The sequence below is a fragment of the Fervidobacterium pennivorans genome (genome assembly GCF_001644665.1).
Taxonomy (GTDB): Bacteria; Thermotogota; Thermotogae; order Thermotogales; family Fervidobacteriaceae; genus Fervidobacterium; species Fervidobacterium ngatamarikiense.
This window is the reverse complement of record NZ_CP011393.1, coordinates 758,337-779,160: the sequence shown is the minus strand read 5'-3', so window position 1 is coordinate 779,160 and position 20,824 is coordinate 758,337. Positions and strand designations below refer to the sequence as shown.

Sequence of the window (20,824 nt, the reverse complement as noted above, 5' to 3'; positions counted from 1 at the left end):
GTAATTCACTTATCGCTTAACCAACTGTTTTACAGTTTGCTTACGCACTCCAAGTAATGTTTTTCGAAAAAAAGCCTGCATTTTTCTGGCAGACGCTTAATTATTTTTTGAAAAGTATCATAGTTATATCGTCTTCTTGTAAACCTGGAGCACGCAAATGTAATGTTTTGAGATATATCGTCGACGTAGTATCATTTGGTGAAAGTATATCAAGTAGCCCCTGACTAGTAAGCATTCCCGATTTTGTTTTTATTTCCGTTAATCCATCGGTATACAACAGCAAGTTCCCATCGTTTAGATTGTGAGTGTTGATGACGGATTCATCGTATTCTTCAGAGAACCCGAATCCGACAGGTATTACATTTTTCGTTTCAATCAACGTTTTTTTGGTCACATTTATTGGTGAAGGATGTCCCATGTTAACGAATCTATAAACCCCTTCGCTAAGTTGACCAATAACGCCTGTGAGGTATATGTTTTGAAAGCTGAATTTTTTGAGTTCGTTTTCCAGAAGGAACGGTAAACCTTGTAATGGAGGGTCGAACGCAATTATTGTATCCAAAGTAGTACGAACAAGCATACTTACAAGCGCAGCCGCAATACCGTGTCCGCTTATGTCTATTATGCCTACCCAAGGTGGATTGTAATATATCATATCCCCTCCAAGTCCAGTAGATGGACGATAGAAGAATTCGATATTTTCGGTGTTTTGTGGGACAAAACTTTCTTGAATTCTTATAGCAAGGCTCATATCTGCATCCATTTTTTCGACATCAGTGAATAATTCAATGGCACCAAGTACTTCGTTATCCTTTTTTATGGGCAAACCAACAACTGAAAACGGGCGCCTTTTTCCTGATTTGGTAAGTCCATACACCGCAAATGGTACTTGAACTGGGATACCATTTTTGATTGATTGATAAAGTGGACACAGCTCAGTATTACACACAGGAATACCCGTTCTGTCAACATGGTTCAATACTTGTTCAGCACAAAATTTACCAACTACTTCATTTGCTTCGTAACCTGTTAACTTTGTAGCCTGCTTGTTCCAAAAAACGATACGTCGGTTTTTATCTACAACGTACGCAGGTATTTCTAGCTCATCAAGAAAATCTACAACTTTCGTTTCTTGAAGATGTTCTAATATCCCTTCTGAGAACATACTCTCACCACCCTAAGATTTTTTGCTGACTTTATTTTATTCTAGAAATGAATTCTTTAAGCCAGTCTTTGTATGCCGTTTTGTCGAACAGCAGACTTTCATTAAAGGTCAGATTAACAATTTGAATCTGGTCCTCTTCTAAATTGTTTTCAACGATTACCTTTGATAACGGCATTACAATATAAGCTCTTGTGTTTGGAAGAATCTTCCAAAACTCGTCTGTGTAGAATGAAAGGTCTGAGAAAAGTGTGCTTGTTTCATTCTCTGTTGTTAGCACTTTCCCAATCTTATTAGTTGCAACAAAAGAAAGCAGAATTTTGTGGGGTGTGTAAAAACAAGAACTGTCTACAATGAAATAAACGTCTTTGGAAATTCTGGCGCTGTCTGGTTCAATGGGAATTTGCTTCTTTTCTACTTGACGGTATCTATAGCGTGTTATTAGTTTCGGGTAAAGATAAGTTGGTTCATCTATAAGTCTTGAGATGATGGCTGAAGGGATGGTAGCATCACCATCAGAGGCGTAACGCAAATCGAAAATTATGCTTCCGTTCTTGTTTGACAATTTTTGAAATACATCTTCTACGACTTTCATATCCTCTTTTTTTGAAATATTAAAGGTGTTAATCTTCACAATGGTGTATTGTCCCAGGTTGTATAGTTCAACGGGTGTTAAATGCATATCTTTTTGAAAATCTTTAAAGGAAATGGTTTTGATGTAAGATGTGCGCTGAGCAGATGAATTGGGTAGTTGATACTTTATTTGTAAAGTACTTGCATCAATTATCTTAGGATAGTGTGGTAGGAGCTTATCTACGAAGGAGTAGACCTGTTGGAAGTTCTCACACGTGGGATACAAATTCTTATACTTTTCTAAGATATCCTCTATAGGATAACCATTTATCGACAATATAGTCGAACCAACGGGTATTTCACATTCGCTCATCGAAACAACGACTTTTCCATCGACGTACTTAAACCTTAAGGGTAATACTTTGTCCGTTGATTTTAGTGGTATTTCCAAACGGGTTGTGTTGTCTTTAAAAATCGAAAGTAACGGGTAAACCGCGAGGGCAAACTCGTATGGTGTTTGACGTTTATCGATTGTTAGTTTTGTGTTGGTTAATTCATAAATTAATTTGGCATCAACGAGGTCAACATGTCTGTCTCTAAGCCATTCTATGACAACTCCTAAATCGACTTGGAGAGCATATGGAGAGTAACGAAAGTGCTCGTAAGCATAAATGGCGATGCCACCTATTACGAATACTGCAATTATGAAGATTATAGTAAAATTAATCCCTTTCATTACCTATCACCTCACTTTTAAATCGTGTTTCTTCGTTTTTATTATACTACTTTTTTTCAAACAAGTGTGTGAAGTTAGGGCTGTGGTTGGTTGAAAAGTAATAGATTGAGAGTATAATCTTTTTAGAACGCGGTCTGCCAGGAGTGAGATTGGATGGGGAAGTTAAAATTTTTAAACATAAATGTTATTTTTGCAGCAATGACTCTAGTAATATTGCTCAGTTTCAGTCTATCATTTGGTCAAACTTGCGGTAGTGCGGATTATTTTGACGAGTTGAAAGTGGACTTATCGTCTTTATTTAAGACCAATGATTCGCAAATTTATCTGTTCTCATTAGGAGCGTTTAGCTTCGCACTCGACAGCACTGTTAACGAGAGTCTCCCGAGCTCGGATTTTTTCAAAGTCTTGAATGACATTGATATTTTTGATTTTGCATTAATTTCAATAATAGCATCGGGATTGATATTTCCATTTGATAGCTACACAGCGTGGACTGTTATCGAAAGTTTTGCAGTGAGTGTGCTTATAACAGGAACTATAAAATTTCTGGTGGGGCGTGCAAGACCTTTTGTTAATGGAAATCCTTTTCTTTTTAAATTCTTTTCAATGGAAAACGCCTACCAGTCGTTCCCATCAGGACACGCCGCGATAAGTTGGGCGATATTTACACCTATTGCCGAAAGGTTCGGGAAGTTTTGGTACGTTGTTCCGACAATATTCTCACTTCAACGACTTTGGTCAAAAAACCACTGGTTTTCAGATGTTTATTATGGATTTCTTCTTGGATACACAACGGGATATTCTTTGTATTATTCGAAAAGTGACTGATTTCGATTAATCTTCACCTTTGAGACCTCTTGTGGGGGTGATAGAGTTGTTCATTTACGAGTATGATAGGACATTACCGTTCAACCTTAAGGTAGAAAAAACAGAAAAGTACGAATTGTTGTCGTATGATACGGTGTATGAACCTGATATTCCCGAATCAAAGAGGATTTACACATATCGTTTCCGTTCAACAAATCCTTGGGCAAAGGTTATATTTTTACATGGAATAGGTAACGGACATATACCTTACCTGATGTGGTTTGGCGAGTATTTTGCTTCGAAAGGTATCGAAACATTTTTTGTGATTCAACCATATCATATGCAACGTGCAAAACCGGATTGGAATGGTGGCGAACCGTTCTTCCATCATTCGCCAGCACATTGTGTCGTTAGATTTCATCAGGCGGTTAAAGATGTGAGAAGAACTATTGATTTGCTTGAGACGCTTGAGGATGTGAAAAATCTTCCAACAGGAATTCTGGGATTCAGCTTCGGTGGTATGATAACGGCAATGAGTATGGCTTTGGATAAGCGATTGGAGGCAGGTATTATTGCATTTTCTGGTGGAGATTGGCGTTGGATAAACTGGTATTCACCTTATGTGGAACCTGTTAGAGAAGGATATGCGAAATATAGTAACGAGTGGGGATGTAAGGACGAGCAAAAATGCATTGAACTAAGGAGTGCAAGTAGAAAAAAGGTTCACTCACTGAAAAGTATAGATGAGATATTCTCACTTACGCCGATGTGCTTTCATTACGACCCAATTTCGTATGCGAAGTTTATCGACCAACCAGTTTTAATGTTCACAGGGGTGTTTGATAAAGTTATTCCGCCTCAAGCCTCTAATGGTTTTTACAGATTACTACCAAATGCAAAAAAGATATCTGTGCCATCTGGTCACAAGTCATCATATTTGTTTAGAAGGTTCATCGGTAGAGCAAGTGTGAAATTTTTGAGAGATTGTCTTATCAAAAATCGAAACCGAAATGCCCATCTTAATATCGTTTGATGTTTCATTTTTAAGAAGTCTTCTCAAACTGTCGGTTCTTATGGATAACCTTTCAAACGAAGTCCCAGGAGGAACCATAATTTGCCAAGTATTACGACAGTTATAATAAGAATAACGAGCACCGCTACAAGAACACTGCCGTTTCTAAATTTTTCTAATGATTTCAGGAATAGAGCATTTTTTCGTTTTTTCATGAAAATTTCCCCCATCCCCGAAACGGATAATGTTAACTAAAAGTATTGAAACTTTCCAAAAACCGCATTATCCTTATAAAGAGGGGACACCCCCCAACCAACTCTCGACAAAGGAGGTATCCCGATATGAACAACTCAACACTCTCTTGTCCCAAATGCGGTTCCACCAGCTTGTACAAAAACGGTCATGACAAATACGGTAACCAACAATTCCTTTGCAAAGCCTGCCATCATTCTTTCAAACTTTCCCATTCTCACAAACACAAAAACTTCCCTTTCCCTTATCCCAAATGCACTTCTTGTGGTAAATCTAAGGTTTTTGTGTAGTGAAGAATCTTTGGAAAACGCACAATGGTAATATCAATCTCATTCTTTCACACTTACACTCTTTCATCACTACAAGTTAACACTATCCCCGAAACAATGGTAAGACAAAATTTCTAGTTTACGTTCACTTTTTAGTATATCACACCATTCTCAACAAAATGAAACCCCCGACCAAAAAGTCGGGGGGAAAGTTTATAAATGGGCATTTGCTTTATTCTCTGAAGAACGTTAGATACGCAATAAAGAGAATTGCAAGCATCCATGTGAACCAATGCACTTCTTTGCGTTTTCCAGAAAGCGTTTTGACGATAGGATATGTTATTATTCCAAGAGCTATACCATTCGCAATTGAGTACGTAAATGGAATCATCGTAAGCGTTACAAACGCAGGAACTGCATCCGTTATATCATCCCACTTGATACTCATCAAACTTTTGACCATAAGAACACCAACGAATATAAGTGCTGGAGCAGTTGCAGCAGCTGGAATTGTCAATGCAAGTGGTGAGAAGAATAACATTGCAAGCATGAGTAAAGCAACGACAACTGCCGTTAAACCTGTTCTTCCTCCAACTGCTATACCGGTGCTACTTTCAATGTAAGTCGTAACTGTCGATGTCCCAAAGAGTGCACCTACAACGGTTCCTATAGCATCCGCGAGATATGCCCTTGTGCCTCTTTCTAATTCTCCGTTCTTCTTTGTGAATCCTGTTCCCTCAGCAAGACCTGTTAGTGTCCCGAGTGTATCAAAGAAGTCAACAAAGAAGAATGTGGCAACAACGACCCAGAAGGTTCCAGAAAGAAGGGTTTGAGCATCGAACTGCAGTTTGAAGAATGTAGGAGATATGTCGGGAATCTTTCCTATTATTCCTTGATATTGAGTTACGTTGAAAAGAGGAGTAGCTCCAATTATAGTTGTAAGTATGATACCAAGGAGAATCGAACCTGGAACGTTTAATGCGAAAAGAACTACAGTTATAAAGAAGCCAAGAATCGCCAATAATGTATGAGGTCTATTTAAATGTCCAAGTGTGACGGCAGTCACAGGGTCAGGCATTACGATTCCTGCGTTTTTAAGACCTATAAGTGCTATAAAAAGGCCTATACCGGCACCTGTTGCTGCCTTAACCGGTTGTGGAACGGCTCTCGCTACAAATGCTCTCGCGCCTGTAACCGTCAGAAAAACAAAGATAAGTCCTTCAATGAAGACAGCTGTTAAAGCTAACTGCCAAGGAATTCCAAGTTTTAAACAAACCGTGTAGGTGAAATACGCATTGAGCCCCATACCAGGTGCAAGTGCGAATGGGTAATTCGCGTAAAGTCCCATAATGAGTGTTGCAATAGCACCACCTACGATGGTTGCAACCATAAATGCACCATAGTATGAGTTGTAAAGAGCTTGGTCAATAATCTTACCTGTTTGGTCAAAAACTCCTGGGACTGCTTGAACTAGGATGGAAGGGTTGACAAAGACGATGTATGCCATCGTCAGGAAAGTGGTAATACCGGCTACAACTTCTTTGCGAACCGTAGAACCTGCTTGTGAGATACCGAAATACCTGTTGATACTCTCCATACTCTTTTCCCCCCACGCTAAGATTTTGGGAATTTTTGCTGGGAAACTTTTTCTTTTTTTTGTCTGTTTCCCAGCTTGGTTTTTATACTTATTTCAACTTAATTTTTGTTCTGTTTTCAAACTCTACAACAACGCCATCAACTATTATATGGTCAATGTCAGTGCCTTCAACCATTTGAATAATGGCGTCTTCAAGGTCCTTTCTCTCTTTGTTGAGTTCTTTTATGGTTTCTTTGACTCGCAGGTATCTTCTAACAAAGTTCTCTAATGTCTGTAAAAATTGTTCTTTCTGTGCATCACTAATAATTTCTGCCATCTTATAACACCTCGCTTATCTTTTCTACTACAAACTGAATTTCTTCATCTGTAAGTTCTGGAAATATCGGGAGCGCAAGTGTTGTCTTAGATAATTTTTCTGCGACAGGAAAATCACCTTGTTTGTACCCATACTCAGCGAAACATTTTTGTAAATGCAAAGGTAATGGATAGTAAAGTGCTGTTCCAATTTCATTCTTCGTTAGGTGGTCTCTGACTCTGTCTCTTGTTTTTTCGTCTTCGAATTCAACAACATATTGATGGTAAACGTGGCTTCTGTAACCTTTTTCTTCAACCTTTGGATACTTTATTGGGAGTTTCTTTTCTTCAAAAAGTCGTTGATATGTTTTCGCTATTTCTATTCTCCTTTGGGTCCATTCTTCTAAGTGCCTAAGTTTGATGCTAAGTATTGCAGCATGAATTGAATCAAGTCTTGAATTGTAGCCTATCATTTCGTGATAATACTTTTTCTTAGAGCCATGTTGTCTAAGCATTCGTGCACGTTCAGCAAGCTGGTCGTCATTTGTCACTATCGCTCCTGCATCTCCATAAGCTCCAAGGTTTTTAGTTGGGAAAAAAGAAAAAATGCCAATATCGCCAAAGGTTCCTGATTTTTTGACAATATTGCCGATTTTCCCTTCGCTTCCTATAGATTGTGCGGCATCCTCCAATATTTTAACACCAAACTTTTGTTTTAGGAAGTCCAATTTTTCAAAATCAACAGTGCGACCGAATAGATGTACTGGGATTACAACTTTTATCTCTTCTTTCTTTAACACTTGTTCTACCTGGTTCAGGTCTATGTTGTAAGTATCGGGTTCAACATCGACAAATACAGGAATACCTCCGTTGCGAACAATACACGAGGCAGTAGCAAAGAAAGTGTAAGGAGTGGTTACAACCTTTTCACCCTTTTCTATTCCAATAGCATGGAGCGAAATAACAAGCGCGTCACTACCGTTAGCTACCCCAATTGCATGTTTAACATCTAAATATTCTGCAAGTTCTTTTTCAAACTTTTCAACACTTGGTCCAAGTATAACTCTTCCATCCAAAATAACCTGGTCGATCGCATCCAAGACTTCTTTTCTTATTTTTCCATACTGTCTTGTCAGATCGAAAAGTGGAATCATATTAGCACCTCCATAAGACCTTATCGTTTTGATGAATAGTTAATTTTGCAATGTTCTTCTGAGAAAACTAGCCTTACAAATTCAGTACTACGGAAGCTTATGTAAATATCATATCCTGGATTCTTTTCGATAAAATCTAAAATACCTTTATTTTCACTAACTGGCTGAAAATCCCTTGGCAGGTGAATGAACTGTTCCATACCTATTTTGGACTGCTTTAATGGTTTGGCGTAAATTTGGTATTCGCCGACTTGAACTTCAAAAGCTTTTAAATATTGTTCAGCAATTGTTCTATTGTTCATATTGTAATAAAGCATTCCCAAAAACAACTTACCTTCAGGGCTTTTTTCAAATTTTCTTATTTTGCTTAAGTCAACTTGGTACCCAGCTAGAAATTTCCTTGCCTCGATTGCCAACTGACCAAATACACACCATTCAGGAGCAGTTATAGTTTCACCTCTGAGATAGGCTTTGTGAACATTCAAACACGTATGGTTTTGGATAGGATAATCCCGGCTACTGTCAATGTAAACACCTAAGAGAACAACCAACGTAGCAAATCCTCTTTCACGCACAGCAGTGTTTAAGCTTTCCTCTGTTGCCTTGTTAAGATACATTTCGTAAATAAGGTTCCATAATGATGATTTTCTTGCTAACAATGTTAATATTTTCTCTATGCCATCGCACGTTCCTTTTAATAGTTCCCTTTCAAGTAAAAGCAACAACGGGTAGATTTGTTCAGGATTGTTTTTTAAGAATGTAATAGCCTCTTGTGATATATCTTCTCCGTTGTACATAGCTGATAAAAGCCTGTTATAGTTCGCTTCGATTCCACTTGCTTGTTGGAAGGATTCTTTAGCCTGTGATATATTTCCTTCAAGTAAGCGAATTAAACCTTCGTAAATAATCTTCCAATTAATGTTTGTGACTCTCGTCATGAAAGTTTTGAGAGTCTTAAGTACATCATCTATGCTTGCATCGTAATCCTGAAAGTTTATATCATAAAGCGTTAGACTTTTGTCTTCGGACAAATGAGCTGTGGTAACTACGCTTTCTCGAAGTTTTTTGATAGTTTCTTCGTCAACAGTAGATGGCTTTTGCTTATCTGTCTTCTTTTCCTTAAGCAACCCTTTCTTTTTCAAGTCTTTTTCGAGTTCCTCTTTAAGTTTCATAAGGTTTCTTAACTTATCGTCTTCGTTTTCGAAACCGCCAGTCATATCATCACCTCTTGTTCTGAATAGACTTACTTCAGGCGTTGCACAATACTGTAGTATGTGCTTCCTATAATTACGTGGTCATGGACAGTTATACCCAAGACTTTACCGGCCTCTACCAGACGTTTGGTAATTTCTATATCATCTGCGCTCGGAGTAGGGTCCCCAGACGGATGGTTGTGGACTATAATTACCCCATGTGCATTTCTCGCAAGTGCTTCTCGAAATACATCACGTGGATGGGCAATTGATGTCGTTAACGTACCTCTTGAAATATCGGAAGAACCGATGATTCTAAGTTTTGAGTCTAAGAATATAACTCTCACAACTTCTTGAGGAAAGTTCTGCATATCTAAGCAGTACTGAAAAACTTTTTCTGGAGAATTTAAAGGTCCTTCTGAATTCTTTACCTCTTCTTTTGCTAAGCGTTTTGCTATCTCTAAAGCGGCAATGAGTGTTACTATCTTCACCATTCCCAAACCTTTTACTTTTCTCAAATCTTGCACCGTGGCCCGCGATAGTTTATATAAGCTTTTCCCGTTTTGTTCGAATATTTCTTTTGCAACAGTCAGCACATCCTTGTTTTTCGTTCCTGTGCGCAAAAGTATTGCAAGCAGTTCTTCTGTACTGAGGGCTTGTGGACCCTCTTTAAGTAATTTTTCCCTGGGACCATTTTCGAGTGGCATATTTTTGGATAACCCCCCTATCCAACAAAACCTGCCAAAGCTTTGGTATAGGTAATCCAACTACATTTGTATAATCACCAATAATTCTTTCAACAAAAACACTGCCAAGTCCTTGTATGCCATAAGCCCCAGCTTTGTCTAATGGTTCACCTGTTGAAATGTAGTATGAAATTTCCCAATTGCTAAGTTCTCTGAATTTAACTTCTGTTTCTTCGAAAAATGTTATCTCTTCACCTGATATTTTAACACAGACTCCAGTAAAAACTTTATGCCAATTTCCTGAAAGCCTTCTAAGCATTTTTTCAGCTTCACTTTCATTGGATGGTTTTCCAAAGATTTCCCCATCTAACCATACAATTGTATCAGCTGTGATGATGGCATCGACCTCATTAAGCTTGAAATGATATCCATCTTTACCGGATGTTAGTTTATAGAAAACAGCCGCACATTTCTGTCTGGCAAGTTCTGTAACTACAACATCGGGATTGTAGATTTTTCCATCCGGTACGTCTTCAGCGATATCTGGTTTTACAATCTCGAATGGCAAACCTAATAAGGAGAGCAACTGTATACGCCTTGGAGAAGAACTCCCGAGTATAATCAAATATATACCTCCCCGATTACAATCTCAAATCATACCAGATATTTCTGATGCTCATATTGTAATCTTTAAACTTATCTTTTGAACACACAACACCTTTGACTTCTCTTGCAAGTCCCAATATCAGCTCATCGGCTGGTGAATGGTAATAAGTGCGTTTGTAGTTAAAATACCTCGTATGAAATTTGTATTTAGCATTTGCATCGAAAACCAGGTAAAATGGGAAATACGTTTGGTCCAATTTTGAGATTAATTCCAAAAGTGTATCTATTCTTTCTGGACCTCTGAGTTCAAAAGCAAGAAGTATGTTGCTGCCATCTATAACCACTGGAATTGTTTTTGACTTTGAGTTCAACACTTTCCATACATATGGATGTACCTTGTTTTTTATCTCGCTCTTTTCTATTGGGTTGAGGTAATCAACAAAATCACTTATCCAAAGGTATTCTTCAAGGTTTTCAGGTTTGACTTTGAAAATTGCTGCCTTTACATCCCTCAAAAATGTGTCCTTTTCTATACTTTCCAGTGCATACAATTGAAGGAAATTTTCCAAGTTTGCTTCTTTGAGCTTTTGGCGTTTTTTTGCAAGAAAAGCTTTGTAGTTTTCAACTTTTTCGTCTGGGAACGGATACGCGGAAGGCTTTGACCAAAAGAGAAGTTCAAAAAGAATGTATCGGGAAAGCTTATTTTTCTCAAACTCAGATATTTTTATCTCAATACTTTCCTGGATTGTAAAAATACTATCGAGTAAAAATGAAAAAATAATAGGATTGACTTTTTTCAATCCTTGCTTGTCGGGATGTTCCAAATTTTTTGTAAGCACTTCAAGCTTTGCTTTGTCCAAGTTCTTGTAATTCTTCAAAATATCCACAATAACCTTTCTTTTGATTTCTAGGCTTCGTAATCGCTCCAAGTAAGCTTGGTCATATATATCCACGTTCCGAAAAACTTTTGACAAACTACCACTTCCTGGATTTTATTTGAAGAACGGATTTATTTCGAACAATCTTTTTATAGTCACTACCTCTCCGTGTCCTGGACAGATAAACCAATCTTGTGGGAGCGTTTTGAAAAGTTCTCTCAGTCTTTTTATCGTTGCTGTCATTTGTTTTCTCATTTGCACTTGTTCTGATTTATCCACATACAAGTCGACTCTGCCAATCGAATTGGAAAACACAACATCACCTGTGAAAATGACTCCTTCGAAGATTATTATCCTTGAGCCAGGTGTATGACCAGGCGCAACAAGTGTTTGGAAATATTCGTCTATATTATACCACTCCACCTCGAAAGCGAAAGGTTCTGTGAAAAATACCGATAGGTTCGATGTTGGATCCGTGAGCGCGATGCTGTCTTCTGGAGAAATGTATATTCTGTCAAAATCAATTTCAGGTAACCCACTAATGTGGTCATAATGACCATGTGTAATGATAACGTCAACTTGTCTATCTTTATTAACTTTTTCGCCTACACCAAACCCAGGGTCTACAAGGTAAGTTATGCCATCTAAATTGAATTTATACGTGTTAGTTTCGAACTCTCCGGATGTCTTAAGTACTTCAATCTGCGAAACGCTAAGCTTTGCACGGTTCATTGAATCCCCCCTTTTTTGAAAGAACTTTCTTAAAAGAACATTCTGTAGAGAATGTTCGCCGAAAATCCAGCAACTAACCCTGCAATTGTGTGCGAAAGAATAGCTTTGCTTGTAAGATAACGATAACCCAGAGCATCCATCATGCCAACATGCGTACTAAGGTATCCACTCCAAGTCATACCAACTGCTGTAAAAACAGCGATATCACTTGGCTTGATAAGCCCATGCTCGAGAAACTTTGGAACCAAGGCAAGTGCCGCTCCTGTTGAACCGAGACAAGTTATTGGAAATGCAATGAGTTGAGGATTATCAAACCCAAAGAGGAACTTGATGGGCCAGTATATGAGTTTTCCAAGTTTATCAAACAAAGCGATACCTTCATACGCAAGCCCCTGGTAGCCCATGGAAGGGTCTTTTGGTCCAAATGTTAGCATCATGACTAAGGTACTTATCACTAGTACTCCTGGGATTATGCCAAGACCTATGTCAACTCCTGTCTTGCCACCGTCAAGCATAGCTTCTAAAAACCTTTCGAATGCATTACCTTCTCGAATATCTCTGAAATGAGACACTCTTTTTTCCACTTCTTTGTGAACGCTTCCCAAACGTTTTTTGGTCGATATCGAAAATAATCTAACGCTCACAATGCTTCCAATCACTGTTCCTACGTTTCCTATAATAACAGCTGGTAGTAGATTAACACCAACTTTGCCACCTTGGGCAATAAAGAAAGTTGACACTATCATTCCCATTCCAAATGATGTTCCAAGATTACAAAGTAAAGGTTCCTGCCATTTTTCAAAATGTGATATGAAGGATTTATCTTTGGCAAGCGCTATTATCGCTGGGTTATCCGAAAAGTATGTAGAAATTATGCCCATTGCCGCGATACCTGGAAGACCATACAATGGACGCATAAGTCTATCAAGTAGTAAGTGAATCCAATGAACAATTCCAAACTCGTAAAGCAAACTAGCAAAAGCTCCTGTTAATACTGCCACAGCCATTATAAAAAAGACAGTATTCAGCAAAAGGTCATGAGCGGTTGCCATAAGAGTTTTAAAAAAGTTGGCACTACCCATCACAGATATAAATACCCAGAAAAAGATAATTACTACAGTCAAAAAGACAAAGCTCTCTAGTGAAAAGATGTGTTTCTTTTGCACACGTATACCTCCCTGACTTTTTTAATTTTGTCCAAGCTCTACTGGAAGTCTATCATCTAAAAGAAACATAGTCAAAAGTGTTCTGGTAGGAAAAATCCTGGTCGTTCAGTAATTAATCGTCGTTTGGTATTTAAAGTTTTATGAGATTCAACGCCGCTTAGGTATGATATAATTGACAGTAGATTAGCGAAGAAGACAATAAAGGAGGGAAATTTTTGTGTTAAAAAAACCAGAACTGAAGAAATTTTTCAAGTCGCCCGATTACACCCCTATGACTTTCAAAGAGTTGTGCAGACATTTTGAAATTAGTGACCCTAAAGAAAAGCAAAAACTAAAGTTTATGTTGGAGGATTTGGTAAATCAGGGTTACATATTCAGAGGTGACGACGGAAGATACACGCTAACGAAAGGTAATTTGCTTACTGGGATTATTGAATTCACCAGGAGTGGAAATCTGGCTTTTGTAACAACGGATGAAGGTCAAGAAATCGCAGTACCAGTTGAGAAAACGAATTTTGCAATGCACAAAGATAGGGTCTTGGTCCAAATCATAGGCAAATGGTATGAATTACCTGAAGGGCGTGTTGTGAAAGTACTTGAGAGGGGTATCAAACAATTCGTAGGAGTTTTTCAAACCCGAGGTCAATTCGCATTTGTGATTCCAGATGACCCAAAATTGCCAGTAGAATTCAACGTTCCTATTGAGGAGATAAACGGCGCAAAACCCGGTATGAAAGTTGTTGCTGAGATTATTAGATATCCATCTGCAACAAAGTCTCCTCAAGCACGTGTAGTAGAAGTTTTAGGAAGGGTTGAGGACCCCGCTACTGACTTTCCTACAGTTGTAATAAAACACAACCTGCCTGTTGAGTTTCCAGAGGAAGTGCTTAAAGAAACGGCACAACTACCGGATTATGTTCAAGAGGAAGATTTGGAAGGCAGGTGGGATTTTAGAGATGAAGTTATTGTCACGATAGATGGACCTGATGCAAAAGACTTCGACGATGCAGTGCAAGTGAAGAAACTTCCAAATGGGAACTACCTTCTTGGTGTTCATATCGCCGATGTATCTCATTATGTGAAACCTGGAACTGCACTCGACAACGAGGCATATAACAGGGCAACAAGTGTTTATTTAGCCGACAGGGTAATTCCTATGCTGCCTTTTAAGCTTTCTAATGGTCTATGTAGTCTTGTCCAAGGCGAGGACAGGCTTGTTATGTCTTTGATTATGGAAATTAACAAACAAGGAGACGTTGTCGATTACAAAGTCGGAAACGGAGTAATTAGAAGCTACAGAAGACTTGTATACGATGATGTTAATGCTTTCCTTGAAGGAAAACCTGAAGGCAATAAGCTCAAGGATTTGGCAGAACATATATATTTAATGAAGGAACTAAAGGATATCCTAAGAGAAAACAGAAGGCGAAGAGGAGCGATACTTGATATCGAGGGTGATGAAGTAAAGATTATCCTTGATGAAAAAGGCCATGCGATTGATATTGTTCCAAGAAAACGAGGCGAATCCGAGGTAATCATTGAGGAATTTATGATTAAAGCAAATGAAACCGTTGCCGAAATATTCCACAACGCGGGAATTCCATTCCTTTACAGAATACATGAAGAGCCGGATTTTGATACAATGCTTCAGTTGAAGAATTATCTAAGCGCATTGGGAATCAAAATGAAATTACCACAAAATATACACCCCAGGATTTTGCAAGAGCTTTTGGAAAAAACAAAGGATCATCCGTTAAGAAGCAGTATACAAAGGCTTTTGGTGCGCTCTATGAAGCGTGCAATATATTCACCGAGTAACGTTGGACACTTCGGACTTGCATCGGAAGCTTACACACATTTTACATCACCAATACGAAGGTATCCGGATTTGATAGTCCACAGATTATTGAAGATGTACCTTGAAACTGGTGGGGCTATTCCAAAGAAAGAAATTAAGAAGTTAGAAAAATACCTTGCAAAAGCTGCAGTGCATTGTAGCAAGAGGGAAAGAGTTGCTGATGAGGCCGAATGGGATTACGAAGCTTTGAAGAAAATTGACTACATTTCAAGACATATTGGTGAAGTATACGATGTTGTTGTCACATCGGTTACGAAATTTGGCATGTTTGTAGAGATACCAGACAAATACATCTCCGGTCTCATCCATGTTTCAACTCTTGATGATTATTACTACTACGATGAAATTAAGAGCTTACTTATTGGCAAGCACACAGGAACTGTTTACAGAATCGGTGATATGCTAAAAGCAAAAGTAGTGAGGGCAGATAAAGTGAGGATGGAAATCGATTTTGAAATAGCTTCAGCTGAGGATTTAAAGAAAATGAAAAAAGATAAGTCAGGTGAAAGTGTCAAACCAGAATCTGACACCAAAATAGAAAAGCTGCTCGAAGGTGTTAAGATTAAAGAAAAAGGAGCAAAGAAAAAAGGCAAAAGAGGGGATAGCGATGGTTCCGGAAAAAATAAGGGAAGAGGTAGAAAGACTAAGAAGAGAGATTGAGTATCATAACTATCGTTACTATGTCTTAGCAAGCCCAATTATCACTGATGAAGAATATGATAGATTGATGCAGAGACTTATTGAGCTTGAAGAGAAATACCCTGAACTGAGAACACCTGACTCACCAACCCAGAGGGTTGGAGGTCAGCCTATTGAAGGATTTGAAACTGTTGAACACAGCGAACCTATGCTTAGTTTGGATAACACTTACAACGAAGCGGAGATATTGAATTTCCATGAGCGAGTTAGAAAAACTGTAGGTGACGTAGAATACGTTGCTGAACTCAAGATAGACGGTGTTTCAATTGCACTTAGATACGAAAACGGTTTATTGGTGAGAGCTATCACAAGGGGCGATGGTTTAAAAGGTGACGATGTAACCGCCAATGTAAAGACCGTGAAATCAATACCCCTCAGACTGCCTGAACCGTTAACTATTGAAGTTCGTGGAGAGATATTCATGCCTGTTAGTTATTTCGAGGAATACAACCAGCAGAGGGAAGAAGAAGGACTAACACCATTTGCAAATCCAAGAAATGCAACAGCAGGAACATTACAGTTATTGGACCCCGCCGAAGTGTCAAAGAGAAACTTAGACTCTTTCATGTATTACATTGTTAAACCGCAACAATACGGATTGAAAACTCAATGGGAAGCTTTAGAGTTTCTTAAAAAACTGCATTTCAAAGTGAATCCTCATAGCAAGTTATGTAAATCTATAGAGGAAGTTATAGAGTATTGGAGAAGTTGGTCTAAGGAGAGAAGCAAGCTTGAATACTGGGTTGATGGTGTTGTCGTAAAGGTCAACGACTTTGCCAAACAAAACGAACTAGGTTGGACTGCGAAATCTCCTCGTTGGGCAATTGCTTTTAAATTCCCAGCACAGCAAGCAAGGACGAAAATCATAGGTATAACATACCAGGTAGGTCGAACCGGCGTAATAACGCCTGTTGCCGAATTTGAACCTGTGGAACTTGAAGGAACTATGATTAAACGCGCTTCTTTGCATAACTTTGACTACATAAAGGAGAAGGATATAAGAATTGGAGATTATGTGCTAATTGAGAAAGCTGGGGGGATAATACCACAAGTTGTTCATGTCGTTAAGGATCTAAGAACTGGTCAAGAGCAGCCTGTAACAGTTCCCGATGAATGTCCTGTATGTGGTGGTCCTGTAGGAAAGGAATCGAAAGAGTATGTTGCATACAAATGTCTCAATCCACATTGCCCGGCGAAATTGAAAAGGCATTTGGAGGTCTTTGTATCAAGACAAGCTTTGGACATTCAAGGCTTAGGACCAAAGATTATCTCAAAGCTTGTCGACGCTGGGTTGGTCAAAGATATTGCAGACATATTCTACCTCACCATCTTTGACCTTGCTCAAATCAGCGGTTTGGGTCCTAAGATGATATCAAACATATTGTCAGAGATTGAGAGGGCTAAATCTGTCAGTCTAGAGAGGTTGATTGTTGGACTTGGAATCCCCGGAGTTGGCGAAAGAACGGCAAAGATATTAGCAAGAAAATTCCGCTCGTTGGAAGAACTAGCAAACGCATCGATTGCAGACTTGCTTTTAGTTGAGGGCATTGGCGAAGATACTGCAAAAAGTATATATGATTACTTCAAGCTACCTAAGACAAAGGAGATAATAGAAAAACTTAAAAAAGCCGGTGTTAATATGAAAAGCGATATCGAAGTTAAGGAAGATGTTTTATCTGGATTAACGTTTTGTGTAACGGGAACACTTAAAAATTTCTCCAGGGAGGAAGTAAAGAAATATATAGAATCTTTAGGTGGACATTACACCGATAACGTTTCAAGAAAAACTGATTACCTTATTGTTGGTGAGAATCCCGGTAGTAAACTTCAAAAGGCACAGAAATTTGGAGTTAAAACCTTAACTGAAGATGAGTTTTTGCAGTTGGTTGAAGAAAGAAGAAAGAAAAAGGGTGAACAGCAAAAATGAGTCAAAAGGCATACGCTCTTTTAATGTTCGGGGGTGTTGGGGCTCGATTTGGTTGGGATAAACCTAAACAATTCTATGTTATCGACGAAATTCGCAGAAAAACATTGTTACAGTTCGTTGTTCAAAAGTTTGTAGATTTCAAACTCTTTGATAAAATAGTTGTTGTCTGTCCTGAAAAATACTTGGATGAAACCAAAAAATTGCTACGTGAATATATCAATTTGCTTGATTTTGTGATTGGTGGCGACACAAGAGAACATTCCGTTTGGAATGGACTGGCTTTCTTAGAAAATTTTGCAAGTGAAGAAGACATCGTTGTTATCCATGACGGTGCACGTCCTCTTGTAAGTAAAGAAATTGTTCAAAAGAACATAGAGTGCGCTAAACACTATGGCGCTGTAGTAACGGCAATCAACGCAACCGATACGGTCAGTTATTCCGAAAGCGGTGAAAGAGTAGATGAAATAATTCCGCGCAGTAAGGTATTCATTCATCAAACACCGCAAACTTTTAAATACCATATTATAAAGAGTGCTATGGAATCATGTATAGAGATTCTTCACACTTTCACCGACGAAGCATCAATAGTTACAGCATTCGGAATTGATGTTTATTATATCAGCGGGAGCAGGATGAATATAAAAGTTACGACATTAGAAGATGTGATTTTTGTTAAACGACATTTGAATGATGAGCATTTAGACTGAGGTAAATTATAATATTATTCCCAGGAGGAGATTTCCTTGGATGTGAAGAAGATTCTAAAAAACGTGCTAATAGCTTTAGTAATAGGTTTAGCTATAGTGAATATTATAGGTATCTTCTTTGCAAAACAAGACCCTATAAGTGCGCTTAAAAACTACCCATTCAAAGCTATAGTTGTTCTAATCTTACTAATGGCTTCAGATTACAGCTCTCAAGCTATCCGAACAATGATTATTGTGCGCAGTTTAGGTTACAAAATAACCTTTTTTCAATCACTCGAAAATTTCTTCCTTACAGTGTTCTTTTCTCTTGTGACTCCTATGTCGATAGGTGGTCAGCCTTTTCAGATATACCATCTTACAAAGTTAGGAATTCCCTCTCACGAAGCTACAAATATATCACTAACAAGAATGTTTGAAAGCGTCTTTATAACCTTTACGATAGACATCATGATGCTGAAAATTATACTCAGGGTTCTTAAGGGCACTCTCGGTTTGTCATTGATAATGGTAGGGTTCTTTGTTACATTTGGAATAACAATAGCTGGTCTTTTAACGTTCACCAACAGAGACTTGCTTTTCGCTATCTTTAAATTCTTTTCGAGAGTAACAAAATCAAAAAAACTTGAAGAAAGGGAAAGAAAGGCTTTAGAATGGCTCGATATGATGACAAAATCGACAAGAGAGCTGTTCCGCAAGAACTACTGGACCTTGATTGTTGATTTCATCCTGGGCATACTAACATCTTTAATTCCATCTTTCATGATTAAGTACGCAATTGAAGCTGTGAGTGCCAGAAACGTTCCATTATATGTTGTCTGGGGTGTAGTCAATATGCTCAATACAATTGTCTTTTATATCCCTACTCCAGGTTCAAGCGGTGGTGTTGAAGGGTTTTACCAATTAGTTTTCTCCCACATTTATGAACCAAAAGCTGTTATGACTGGGGTATTTGTGTTTAGGCTTGTAACATACTATCTTATTGTTTTACTTGGAATATTATTGATGTGGAAATTTGCAGGGTTCAGAGAGGAGGTTTCGCATGTCGACGGAATCGAACAAGAAAACGAGCAAGCACAGTCAACTGTGGATGATAATAAGTGATTCGCATGACAACATACCTAAAATCAGGAAATTCATAGAAGTTGCTAAGCAGAGAGAAATAACACATGTATTTCATTTAGGGGATATAGTTTCACCTTTTATGGCTCCGTATTTTCTTTTGGAAGGGGTTAAGTTCATAGGTATATTTGGTAATAACGATGGCGAAAAATTGTTCTTAATGCAGAAATTTCAAAACAAACTTCATAACCAACCATATGAAATGGAAGAGTCCGGTTTTAGAATCTTTCTGATGCACGAACCTTATGCACTAATACCTGCTATAAAATCCCAGCTTTACGATTTCGTCTTTTACGGTCATACACATCAAATTGATATTAGGAAAGAAGGTCGCACATTGGTAATCAATCCAGGCGAATCTTGCGGTTATCTCACGGGGAAAGCTACAGCTGTGATTCTTAACCCCGAAACACGTGAGTATGAAATCATTGAAATTTAACAGCGACTTATCAAAACTGTTTAGATATTTTGAGGACACATTTGAAAATGTATTGAACCTAACGACTGACACAGAATGTGTGGTGTGTGGTTCGCAAAGTTTTGGTAAAAGACTTTGCAAAGATTGTGCTTTGGTAATCAATGGTCCTCCTGCAATAACAACACAAAAAGTAGGTCCCCACGAAGTCCATTATTTTGGATTTTACGAAGATAAGCTTAGGGAATTCATCTTAGCTTATAAATTCAAAAACCATCATTCGCTTGCAAAAAGTTTTGGTGAAATGTTATACAAAACGGTTGTAGTAAATAACATACCAGTTGAACTCATAACATACGTTCCAGCGACAAAAAGTGCCAAGAAAAAACGTGGATACGACCATATGAGACTTATTGCTATTGAACTTTCAAAAAAGTTACGAATACCAATGGTAGATGCACTGAAAGCCGTTCGTGAAACAGACCAACTACTAACAAAAGACAGGGCAGAGGCTGTTAAAGGGAAGTTCGTCTTAAGAAAAGAAGCAAAACTTTTAGAAGGTAAGAAAATAATTCTAATCGATGACGTTTTGACAACTGGTAATACCATGTTAGAGGCTGTAAGAATACTTAAGAGCGCAAAACCTGATAATATAAGTTGTTGCGTGATAGCTTTAAACAAAGGTTGATAAAGTTTTGCATGGAGTAGGAGGCAGAGTTTATGGATAACATTCAAAACAATCAAGAGGTATACATAACCGAAAATACAAGTTTCGAAGAAATTGCGGAACATTTTCCATACTTAATACAGCCTTTACTTGAAAAAGGTATCAAGGTTATTGTGTGCGGTGATGTGAAATGGGGAACAATAGGTGAAGAATTAGAGAAATTAGGCTTGAAAAAAGAAGAAATTTTAAGTGAATTGAACGAAATTGCTCGGAAACAAGGAGGACCTGTTCGCTCTTTCAAATTGGACATCTAAA

The 20,824-nt window shown here is 38.2% G+C and carries 22 protein-coding genes; 10 read left to right on the top strand and 12 right to left on the bottom strand.

Translation table 11 applies throughout. The annotated features are described in order from the left end of the window. Positions 1–100 precede the first annotated feature (100 nt). On the bottom strand, positions 101–1,165 hold the full coding sequence (locus tag JM64_RS03705; protein WP_064011533.1) for a SpoIIE family protein phosphatase: 1,065 nt from the start codon (positions 1,163–1,165) through the stop codon (positions 101–103). Positions 1,166–1,196: 31 nt separating this feature from the next. After that, positions 1,197–2,471, bottom strand: coding sequence for a S41 family peptidase (locus JM64_RS03700; RefSeq protein WP_014451173.1), 1,275 nt, complete (start codon positions 2,469–2,471; stop codon positions 1,197–1,199). Between the two features lie 153 nt (positions 2,472–2,624). Between JM64_RS03700 and JM64_RS03695 the strand changes: the two genes are divergently transcribed. Together JM64_RS03695 and JM64_RS03690 are read left to right on the top strand one after the other, a co-directional pair. Continuing rightward, complete coding sequence (locus JM64_RS03695) at positions 2,625–3,299, top strand: phosphatase PAP2 family protein (RefSeq protein ID WP_082868273.1); 675 nt, start codon at positions 2,625–2,627, stop codon at positions 3,297–3,299. 46 nt (positions 3,300–3,345) lie between these two features. After that, positions 3,346–4,311, top strand: a complete 966-nt coding sequence (locus JM64_RS03690) for a serine aminopeptidase domain-containing protein (RefSeq protein ID WP_082868272.1) — start codon at positions 3,346–3,348, stop codon at positions 4,309–4,311. 38 nt (positions 4,312–4,349) lie between these two features. Here JM64_RS03690 and JM64_RS09855 read toward each other — a convergent pair whose 3' ends face one another. Then, positions 4,350–4,505 carry a hypothetical protein gene (locus tag JM64_RS09855; RefSeq protein WP_014451176.1) on the bottom strand — a complete coding sequence of 52 codons (156 nt, stop codon included), beginning with the start codon at positions 4,503–4,505 and terminating at the stop codon, positions 4,350–4,352. A gap of 126 nt (positions 4,506–4,631) precedes the next feature. On the opposite strand from JM64_RS09855, the gene JM64_RS09965 reads away from it, so the two are divergent. After that, positions 4,632–4,832 (top strand): IS1/IS1595 family N-terminal zinc-binding domain-containing protein, encoded by a 201-nt coding sequence (locus JM64_RS09965; protein ID WP_231882323.1) that lies wholly within the window; start codon positions 4,632–4,634, stop codon positions 4,830–4,832. Positions 4,833–5,043: 211 nt separating this feature from the next. Here the strand turns inward: JM64_RS09965 and JM64_RS03685 are convergent, their stop codons facing one another. The 9 genes from JM64_RS03685 to JM64_RS03645 form a co-directional block, all read right to left on the bottom strand. Beyond that, complete coding sequence (locus tag JM64_RS03685; protein WP_064011532.1) at positions 5,044–6,408, bottom strand: NCS2 family permease; 1,365 nt, start codon at positions 6,406–6,408, stop codon at positions 5,044–5,046. Positions 6,409–6,496: 88 nt separating this feature from the next. Continuing rightward, positions 6,497–6,724: a hypothetical protein gene (locus JM64_RS03680; RefSeq protein ID WP_014451190.1), complete on the bottom strand. Its 228-nt coding sequence runs from the start codon at positions 6,722–6,724 to the stop codon at positions 6,497–6,499. 1 nt (position 6,725) lies between these two features. Further along, positions 6,726–7,856: a DegT/DnrJ/EryC1/StrS family aminotransferase gene (locus JM64_RS03675; RefSeq protein ID WP_014451191.1), complete on the bottom strand. Its 1,131-nt coding sequence runs from the start codon at positions 7,854–7,856 to the stop codon at positions 6,726–6,728. 20 nt (positions 7,857–7,876) lie between these two features. After that, on the bottom strand, positions 7,877–9,073 hold the full coding sequence (locus JM64_RS03670; RefSeq protein ID WP_064011531.1) for a hypothetical protein: 1,197 nt from the start codon (positions 9,071–9,073) through the stop codon (positions 7,877–7,879). Between the two features lie 26 nt (positions 9,074–9,099). Further along, positions 9,100–9,756 (bottom strand): RadC family protein, encoded by a 657-nt coding sequence (gene radC / locus JM64_RS03665; protein ID WP_064011530.1) that lies wholly within the window; start codon positions 9,754–9,756, stop codon positions 9,100–9,102. Further along, entirely contained in the window at positions 9,719–10,360 is a 642-nt protein-coding gene (locus JM64_RS03660; RefSeq protein ID WP_064011529.1) for a Maf family protein, read from the bottom strand. The genes radC and JM64_RS03660 overlap by 38 nt, the downstream gene beginning before the upstream one ends. Before the next feature lie 16 nt (positions 10,361–10,376). Further along, on the bottom strand, positions 10,377–11,315 hold the full coding sequence (locus JM64_RS03655; protein WP_064011528.1) for a hypothetical protein: 939 nt from the start codon (positions 11,313–11,315) through the stop codon (positions 10,377–10,379). An 18-nt stretch (positions 11,316–11,333) separates the two neighbouring features. Then, complete coding sequence (locus JM64_RS03650) at positions 11,334–11,951, bottom strand: MBL fold metallo-hydrolase (protein WP_064011527.1); 618 nt, start codon at positions 11,949–11,951, stop codon at positions 11,334–11,336. Positions 11,952–11,980: 29 nt separating this feature from the next. Further along, positions 11,981–13,117: a CD0519/CD1768 family membrane protein gene (locus JM64_RS03645; RefSeq protein ID WP_064011526.1), complete on the bottom strand. Its 1,137-nt coding sequence runs from the start codon at positions 13,115–13,117 to the stop codon at positions 11,981–11,983. A 211-nt stretch (positions 13,118–13,328) separates the two neighbouring features. Between JM64_RS03645 and rnr the strand changes: the two genes are divergently transcribed. Genes rnr through JM64_RS03610 form a run of 7 tightly spaced genes read left to right on the top strand, consistent with a single transcriptional unit; the run spans position 13,329 to position 20,823 of the window. Continuing rightward, positions 13,329–15,635, top strand: a complete 2,307-nt coding sequence (rnr, locus tag JM64_RS03640) for a ribonuclease R (RefSeq protein ID WP_231882491.1) — start codon at positions 13,329–13,331, stop codon at positions 15,633–15,635. Then, the gene (gene ligA, locus JM64_RS03635; RefSeq protein WP_064011524.1) at positions 15,583–17,601 is read left to right on the top strand and encodes an NAD-dependent DNA ligase LigA; all 2,019 of its coding nucleotides are present in this window, start codon (positions 15,583–15,585) and stop codon (positions 17,599–17,601) included. The genes rnr and ligA overlap by 53 nt, the downstream gene beginning before the upstream one ends. Beyond that, positions 17,598–18,308, top strand: coding sequence for an IspD/TarI family cytidylyltransferase (locus JM64_RS03630; protein WP_064011523.1), 711 nt, complete (start codon positions 17,598–17,600; stop codon positions 18,306–18,308). Before ligA ends, JM64_RS03630 begins: the two co-directional genes overlap by 4 nt. 42 nt (positions 18,309–18,350) lie before the next feature. Beyond that, the gene (locus JM64_RS03625; protein WP_231882490.1) at positions 18,351–19,409 is read left to right on the top strand and encodes a lysylphosphatidylglycerol synthase transmembrane domain-containing protein; all 1,059 of its coding nucleotides are present in this window, start codon (positions 18,351–18,353) and stop codon (positions 19,407–19,409) included. Then, positions 19,348–19,866 carry a metallophosphoesterase gene (locus JM64_RS03620; protein WP_082868271.1) on the top strand — a complete coding sequence of 173 codons (519 nt, stop codon included), beginning with the start codon at positions 19,348–19,350 and terminating at the stop codon, positions 19,864–19,866. Before JM64_RS03625 ends, JM64_RS03620 begins: the two co-directional genes overlap by 62 nt. After that, positions 19,847–20,530, top strand: coding sequence for a ComF family protein (locus tag JM64_RS03615; RefSeq protein WP_231882462.1), 684 nt, complete (start codon positions 19,847–19,849; stop codon positions 20,528–20,530). Before JM64_RS03620 ends, JM64_RS03615 begins: the two co-directional genes overlap by 20 nt. A 32-nt stretch (positions 20,531–20,562) precedes the next feature. Then, the gene (locus JM64_RS03610; RefSeq protein ID WP_064011521.1) at positions 20,563–20,823 is read left to right on the top strand and encodes a hypothetical protein; all 261 of its coding nucleotides are present in this window, start codon (positions 20,563–20,565) and stop codon (positions 20,821–20,823) included. The last annotated feature ends 1 nt before the right edge of the window (position 20,824 follow it).